Source organism: Neisseria sp. HMSC31F04, assembly GCF_001807735.1.
GTDB lineage: Bacteria > Pseudomonadota > Gammaproteobacteria > Burkholderiales > Neisseriaceae > Neisseria > Neisseria elongata.
The window spans coordinates 1-6,625 of the sequence record NZ_KV790832.1; the positions used below are offsets into that span (position 1 = coordinate 1).

The 6,625-nt window shown below is 53.2% G+C and carries 6 protein-coding genes; 2 read left to right on the top strand and 4 right to left on the bottom strand.

Features of this window, described 5'->3' with window-relative positions; translation table 11 throughout:
- Positions 1–103: 103 nt before the first annotated feature.
- Both cysD and hemA read right to left on the bottom strand, forming a co-directional pair.
- On the bottom strand, positions 104–1,018 hold the full coding sequence (gene cysD / locus HMPREF3107_RS10320) for a sulfate adenylyltransferase subunit CysD (protein WP_070455244.1): 915 nt from the start codon (positions 1,016–1,018) through the stop codon (positions 104–106).
- 393 nt (positions 1,019–1,411) lie between these two features.
- Positions 1,412–2,671: a glutamyl-tRNA reductase gene (gene hemA / locus HMPREF3107_RS10325; protein WP_070455246.1), complete on the bottom strand. Its 1,260-nt coding sequence runs from the start codon at positions 2,669–2,671 to the stop codon at positions 1,412–1,414.
- A 254-nt stretch (positions 2,672–2,925) separates the two neighbouring features.
- Between hemA and ccoG the strand changes: the two genes are divergently transcribed.
- A complete protein-coding gene (gene ccoG / locus HMPREF3107_RS10330; protein WP_070455252.1) occupies positions 2,926–4,443 on the top strand; it encodes a cytochrome c oxidase accessory protein CcoG in 1,518 nt (505 codons plus the stop codon).
- 2 nt (positions 4,444–4,445) lie between these two features.
- Positions 4,446–4,997, top strand: coding sequence for a FixH family protein (locus HMPREF3107_RS10335; protein ID WP_070455248.1), 552 nt, complete (start codon positions 4,446–4,448; stop codon positions 4,995–4,997).
- An 87-nt stretch (positions 4,998–5,084) separates the two neighbouring features.
- Here HMPREF3107_RS10335 and HMPREF3107_RS10340 read toward each other — a convergent pair whose 3' ends face one another.
- Positions 5,085–6,068, bottom strand: a complete 984-nt coding sequence (locus HMPREF3107_RS10340; RefSeq protein ID WP_070455250.1) for a tRNA dihydrouridine synthase — start codon at positions 6,066–6,068, stop codon at positions 5,085–5,087.
- Between the two features lie 188 nt (positions 6,069–6,256).
- Positions 6,257–6,625: IS1595 family transposase (locus HMPREF3107_RS10345; RefSeq protein WP_141742879.1), on the bottom strand; the 369-nt coding region annotated here is incomplete at its 5' end.

Sequence of the window (6,625 nt, forward strand, 5' to 3'; positions counted from 1 at the left end):
CGCGGGTTCGAGCCCCGTCCGCCGCGCCACAATAAATTTTCTAATGTTTAAGGCCGTCTGAAAACTTTTCAGACGGCCTTTTTGTGTTTGTCGGAAACCTTTGTCAGAAATATCCCGCCTTTTTGCGTTCTTCCATCGCCGCTTCGGACACGCGGTCGTCCATGCGCGTCGCGCTGCGTTCGGAAATGGTTGCCGCCGCGGTTTCGGCGATGATGTCTTCGGGTGTGGCGGCGGTGCTGGCGACGGGGCAGGTGCAGGAAATGTCGCCGACGGTACGGAAGCGCACGTTACGGATTTGGGAAACTTCGCCTTCGCGTTTCGGTGTCAGCGGGGTAACGGGGACGAGCAGTCCGCCGTGTTCGACGACTTCGCGTTTGTGGCTGTAATAAATCGGCGGCAGTGCGAGGTTTTCGCGGGCGATGTATTGCCAGATGTCGAGTTCCGTCCAGTTTGAAATGGGGAACACGCGCATATTTTCGCCGCTAAAGAGCCGCGTATTGTAGAGCGACCAGAGTTCGGGACGCTGGCTTTTCGGGTCCCATTGTCCGAATTCGTCGCGGAATGAGAAAATCCTCTCCTTTGCCCGCGCTTTTTCCTCATCGCGCCGCGCGCCGCCCATCAGCGCGTCAAAGCCTTGTTCTTCAATGGTTTCCACCAGTGTAACCGCCTGCGCGGCGTTGCGCGAATCGGATTCTCGGTGCAGGACGACCGTGCCTTTTTTGATGGAATCTTCGACGCTGCCGACCACCAGTTGCACGCCCGTACGCGCGACGGTTTCATCGCGGAACTGAATCACTTCGGGGTAGTTATGTCCCGTATCGACGTGCAGCAGCTTGAACGGCAGCTTGAGCGGGCGGCCTTCGAGTTTGAACGCTTTGACCGCCAGCGCCAGCAACACGACGGAATCCTTGCCGCCGGAAAACAGCAGCGCGGGATTTTTCGCCTCGGCGACGACTTCGCGGATGATGTAGATGGATTCGGCTTCGAGCCAGTTCAGATGCTTGTTTTGGATGGACATACGGAATCTTTCTTTAAGCTGACTGTTGCCACTTTAATCAGGCCGTCTGAAAAAAGGAAAGAACCGTTTTTAGCAAGCAAAGACGAATCGGTTATATGCGGGTGCATTCTTTGCGGGAAGTATGGTTTGGGGCGGTGCGGAGTCCGGGCTTGAAGAAAGCTATTGTTCATGCGTTGGGGCATCGGGTGAATTGTTTTCGTATTGCCCGATTTTGCACGGATGCGTCGGAGTCGGCAGGTATTGTCGTGTTGCAATGAAACGGTGTGCGGAAAATGGGGTAAGAGGCTGTCTGAAAAGTTTTCAGACGGCCTCTTCTGCTTTGCTGTACGGAGTGGTTTATGCACGAAGGATGCTTTGTATCGCTATGGCCGTGCCGGATTATTCCGCTTTTGTTTATTTTCGTTCGGGATGTTCCAAGTGGTAGATTTGGGCGACGGCATCAACCAATTCACTGTCTCCGCCGCCGGCTTTGGAAAGGGTGCGGGTAGGCGAGTGCAGCAGTTTGTTGGTTAATTGCACCGAGAGGCGTTCCAGCACTTCTTCGGGGGCGGCACCTTTGGCAAGTTGTTTCATGGCATTTTCCAGAACATGGCGGCGGGCGCGTTCGCCTTCGTCGCGAAGGGCGCGGATTAGGGGGACGTTTTCGCGGCTTTTCTGCCATTCGAGGAATTCGGCCACCTTTTGTTCTACCATCACTTCTGCTTCCGCCGCCGCTTTTTTGCGTGCGTCTTTACCGCTTTGCACGACATCGGCCATGTCGTCCACGGTGTAGAGGTACACGTCGTCCAAATCGGCTATTTCTGCCTCGATGTCGCGCGGTACGGCCAAATCCAACATGAAGACTGGCATTTGGTTGCGCTGTTTGAGCGCACGTTCGACCATGCCTTTGCCGATGATGGGCAGCGGGCTGGCGGTCGAGGAAATCACGACATCGTATTGGTGCAGGATGTCGGGGATGTTGTTCAGCAGGCAGGGTTCGGCGTTGATGCCGAGTTTGCCGCACAATTCTTCCGCCCGTTCCAAGGTGCGGTTGGCCACCGTCATCAGGCGCGGGTTTTCGGCGGCAAAATAAGTGGCCACCAGTTCGATCATTTCGCCCGCGCCGACAAATAAGACATTCAATTTGCCGACTGAAGGGAAAATCTGTTCGGCCATTTTGACCGATGCGGCAGCCATGGAAACGGAATGTTCGCCCACCGAAGTCCCGCTGCGGATTTCTTTGGCGACGGAAAAGGTTCTTTGAAACAGCGAGTTGAGCCAGGTGCCGACAGTGTTCTGTTCTTGTGCCGTCTGAACGGCATCTTTAATTTGACCGAGGATTTGCGGTTCGCCCAGCACCATACTGTCCAGGCCGCAGGCAACGCGGAAGGCGTGACGAACGGTGTCGCTGCAGCCGTAGGTGTAAAGGTAGGGGCGGATTTCTTTCGCCATTAAGCCTTGGCGGGCGGCCAGCCAGTCGGTGATTTTTGCGCTTTCGCCTATGCAGTAAAGTTCGGTGCGGTTGCAGGTGGACAAGATAACCGCTTCGAGAGCGGCATCGCTGTCGATCAGACTGCCGACCGCATCGGGCAGTTCGGCAGCGGCAAAGGCGAGTTTTTCGCGTATGCTCAGCGGCGCGGTTTGATGGTTCACTCCGATAACGGTCAGCTGCATTGGGATTGGAATGGATGAGAAATGAAAAAACGGCGCATTATAGCAAATTCAGACGGCCTTTATCGGTAAAAAATCGGTTTTAAAAGTCATACAGGGAAGTATTTAAAATATGAATAGGGTTGATAAAAGGTTCTTGGTGCAGCCGTTTGGTAAAAAGGCGTATAATTCCGCGTTATATATATAATCTGTAAATTCCATTGATAAACAGAAGCTAAAAGGAACATGCCATGACCGAACAAGAATCAGATGATGCCATGAAGCCAGCAGAAGGCGAGGCACAGGTGGCAGAGGGTAAAGGTGATTCCGGGCACCCGGCAGAGAACAAGCCGACCGTGAAGGCAAAGCCTGTAAGTAAGCCGAAAGAACCCGGCAAGCCGAAAGAGCAGGTTATCCGCCTTTATGAATCGAGCAAGCGCATTCATCCGAAAAAGGCCGAAGGCCGTTTTGCCAAACTGCGCATTGCAGCCATTGTGGCGACGCAGTTCGTGTTTTATTGCATTCCGTGGTTCAACTGGTCGGGCCGTCAGGCGGTTTTGTTCGATATTTCCAACCGCCATTTTTTCATCTTCGGTTTGTCGCTGGGCATGGGGGATTTGATTTATCTAGCGCTGTTGCTGATTATCTGCGCTTTCGGCTTGTTTTGGTGGACGACGGTGGCCGGACGGCTATGGTGCGGCTACGCCTGCCCGCAAACGGTGTACACTGAAATCATGTTGTGGATAGACCATTTTGTCGAAGGCGACCGCAACAAACGTTTGAAGCTGGACAAAGAGTCGTGGGGCTTGCGTAAGATCCGCATCAAATTGACCAAATACCTGCTGATTTTCGCCGTATGCGCCTGGACGGGAATTTCCTTTGTCGGATGGTTTACACCGATACGCGAATTCGTACCGGCGGTGTTTACCATGACTGCGGACAGCGGCGCGTTGTTTGCGGCGGCATTTTACGGCTTCGTTACCTGGTTGTTCGCCCATCAGATGCGCGAGCAGGTGTGTAAATACATGTGCCCGTATGCCCGCTTCCAAAGCGCGATGTTCGATCCCGATACATTGGTTATTTCTTACGATACCGAACGCGGCGAACCGCGTGGTGCGCGTAAGAAAAACGTCGGCAGGGACGAAACCGACTTGGGCGACTGCATCAACTGTACCATGTGCGTACAGGTGTGCCCGGTCGGTATCGATATCCGCGACGGCCTGCAATACGAATGTATCGGCTGTGCCGCCTGTATCGATGCCTGTGATGAAATTATGGACAAAATGGGCTATCCGCGCGGCCTGATTCGATACACGACGGAAAATGTGCTGGAGCACAAATACACCGACAAAGACATCAAGAAAAAACTTTTGCGTCCGCGCGTGGTCGGTTACGGCGCAGTGTTGTTTGTGGCGATTGTGGCATTTATTATCGGCGTGGCCACCCGTGCGACGCTGCGTATCGATGTCATCAAAGACCGCGGCGTGATGGTGCGGGAAAACAGCAAAGGCTGGTTGGAAAATGCCTATAATCTGCGCATCATCAACAATAGCGAGCAAGAACAGACTGTAACGGCTTCGGTCAGCGGTTTTGACGACATCGAACTTTCCGGCTTGCCGAAAGAGGGTATCAGAGTCGGCGGACAGCAGACCATCACCGTTCCGGTTCAAGTGTCCACTATTCCCGAATATGCCGACAAAGGCAGCCATCCGATCAAATTTACCTTTACCTACCGTCAGGATGGCGATACCGAAGGCCGTGTCATTAACGAAAAATCCAACTTTATCGGAGAATAAACGTGGCGCAGGAAAAATCCAAAGTCTGGTATAAAGAGCCGTGGCCGTGGCTGCTGTTTTCCGGTCCGGCCATCGTCGTGGTGGCGGCTTTCGTAACGCTTTATCTGGCTGCCAGCGGCAGTTCCGATTTGGTCAGCGACGATTATTACAAAGACGGCAAACATATCGATTTGGACCTCAAGCGCGATACGGCGGCGGTGGAACGGGGTATCCGGGGGCAGGCCCTCATCAATCCCGACGGCAGTGCGGTTCGCGTGTATGTGTCCGGCCGCTTTGACGACAAAGTACCGCTGAAGCTGACCCTGCTGCATCCCGTCAAAAAGGAATACGATCAAAGTATCGGGCTGAAACTTTCGACTGCGCCGAAATCGGGCGATAAGACCGAATATCTCGGTCAGTTCGCCAAGCTGCCGCCTGCCAACCATTGGTATGTGAGGCTGGAAGACGAAGGCGGGATTTGGCGGGTGGAAAACAAATGGATTGTCAGCCAGGGTGCTTCGATTGATTTGAACCCGATGAAAAATTTGCAGAACTCGGCCAAAACGGCAAAATAAGCGTATAAACCGGCAGAAAGGCCGTCTGAAAAAAATGATTTCAGACGGCCTTTTTTAATGCTTGGCTTGTTTTCAGACGGCCTCCGATTATCCGGCGGCAACTTGGAAACCCGTTACAATCTTTTTCACAGCTTCCGCTTCCCGAACCGTCCGTACGGCGTCAAACAAAGCCTGTGCTTCGGGATAGGCTTTCTTCATCATGCCCAGCCATTGCTTCAGGCGGGCGACGGCGTATTTTTCGTTGGTCGTCTGAAACAGGCACAAATCGACAAACAGGTTTATCCAGCCGAGGATTTCTGCAAACGGCATTTCGCATACTTCTTCCCCGTTTTCATATTGCTTGATTTGGCGCGCCAAGTCCGGGCGCATTACCGCCCCCCGCCCGATCATCACACTGTTGCAGCCGCTTTCCCGCTTAATGTCCAGATAATCCCGCAAGGTGAAAACATCGCCGTTGGCCGTTACCGGAATGCTTACGGCATCGGCGATTTTTTTCACCCAAAACCAATGTGCGGGCGGCTCGTAGCCTTCGACTTTGGTACGGGCGTGTACCGTGAGCGAGCAGGCTCCTCCTTCAGCAATGGCCTGCGCGTTTTCCAAAGCCAGCGTTTTGTCTTCAAATCCCAAACGCATTTTGCCGCTCAGCGGAATATGGTCGGGCAGGGCGCAGCGCAGCGTGCGGACGATGCGGTGTATCCTTTCCGGTTCTTTCAACAGTACCGCACCGCCTTGGTGTTTGTTGACCGTCGGTGCGGGGCAGCCGAAATTCAAGTCGATTTTCTTCACGCCGAAGCGCACGGCTTCCAATGCGTTTTCCGCCATTTTTTCCTCGTCGCTGCCTAAAAGCTGAACCGTGCAGGGAATGCCCGACGGCGTACGGTTGCCGTTGGCGATTTCGGGGGCGTATTTCAGCCAGGTGGCGCGTGAATGGATGGTGTGCGTGATACGGACGAATTCGCTGACGCATTCGTCAAAACCGCCGATGCGGGTCAGCAGGTCGCGCATCGGAGCGTCCGTCAAGCCCTGCATCGGGGCGAGCGAGAGGTAACAGGAAGGGGGAGAATCGGCCATTTGGCGGTTATCCGGCAATGAAAAAGAGGGCGGATTATAACGGATTGGACGGGGGCCGTCTGAAAAGGTGGCTGCTGGAAAAAAAGTAAAAATTATGCAATGATTGAAAATCCCGTTACGGAAATGCCGGCAGGCAGAATCCGTTATGCAAATAAAATCAAAATATTAGGGGCTGACGTAGATTAGCCCTAAATTCCACACCAATCCCGCAGGATTTTAAGCTGTTGAGACGGTGTGCCGAAATTAAATCGAAATTCGCATTCTTTCAGGAACAGCAGGAAAGATTTGCGATCGATTCCATTGTATTTGCGCAAGACACGTTTTGCCTGATTCCAAAAATTCTCAATGCCGTTAATGTGGTTCTGGCGGTCTGCAAATTCCTTGGAATGGTTGATGCGGTAATGGATGAAACCGCTCACGTCCAACTTGTCGTAGCTGCTCAGACTATCGGTATAAACAATGCTGTCCGGCATGATTTTCTTTTTGATGACAGGCATCAAAGTATCGGACTTGGCATTATCTACAACAACGGTATAGACCCGTCCGTTGCGTTTCAG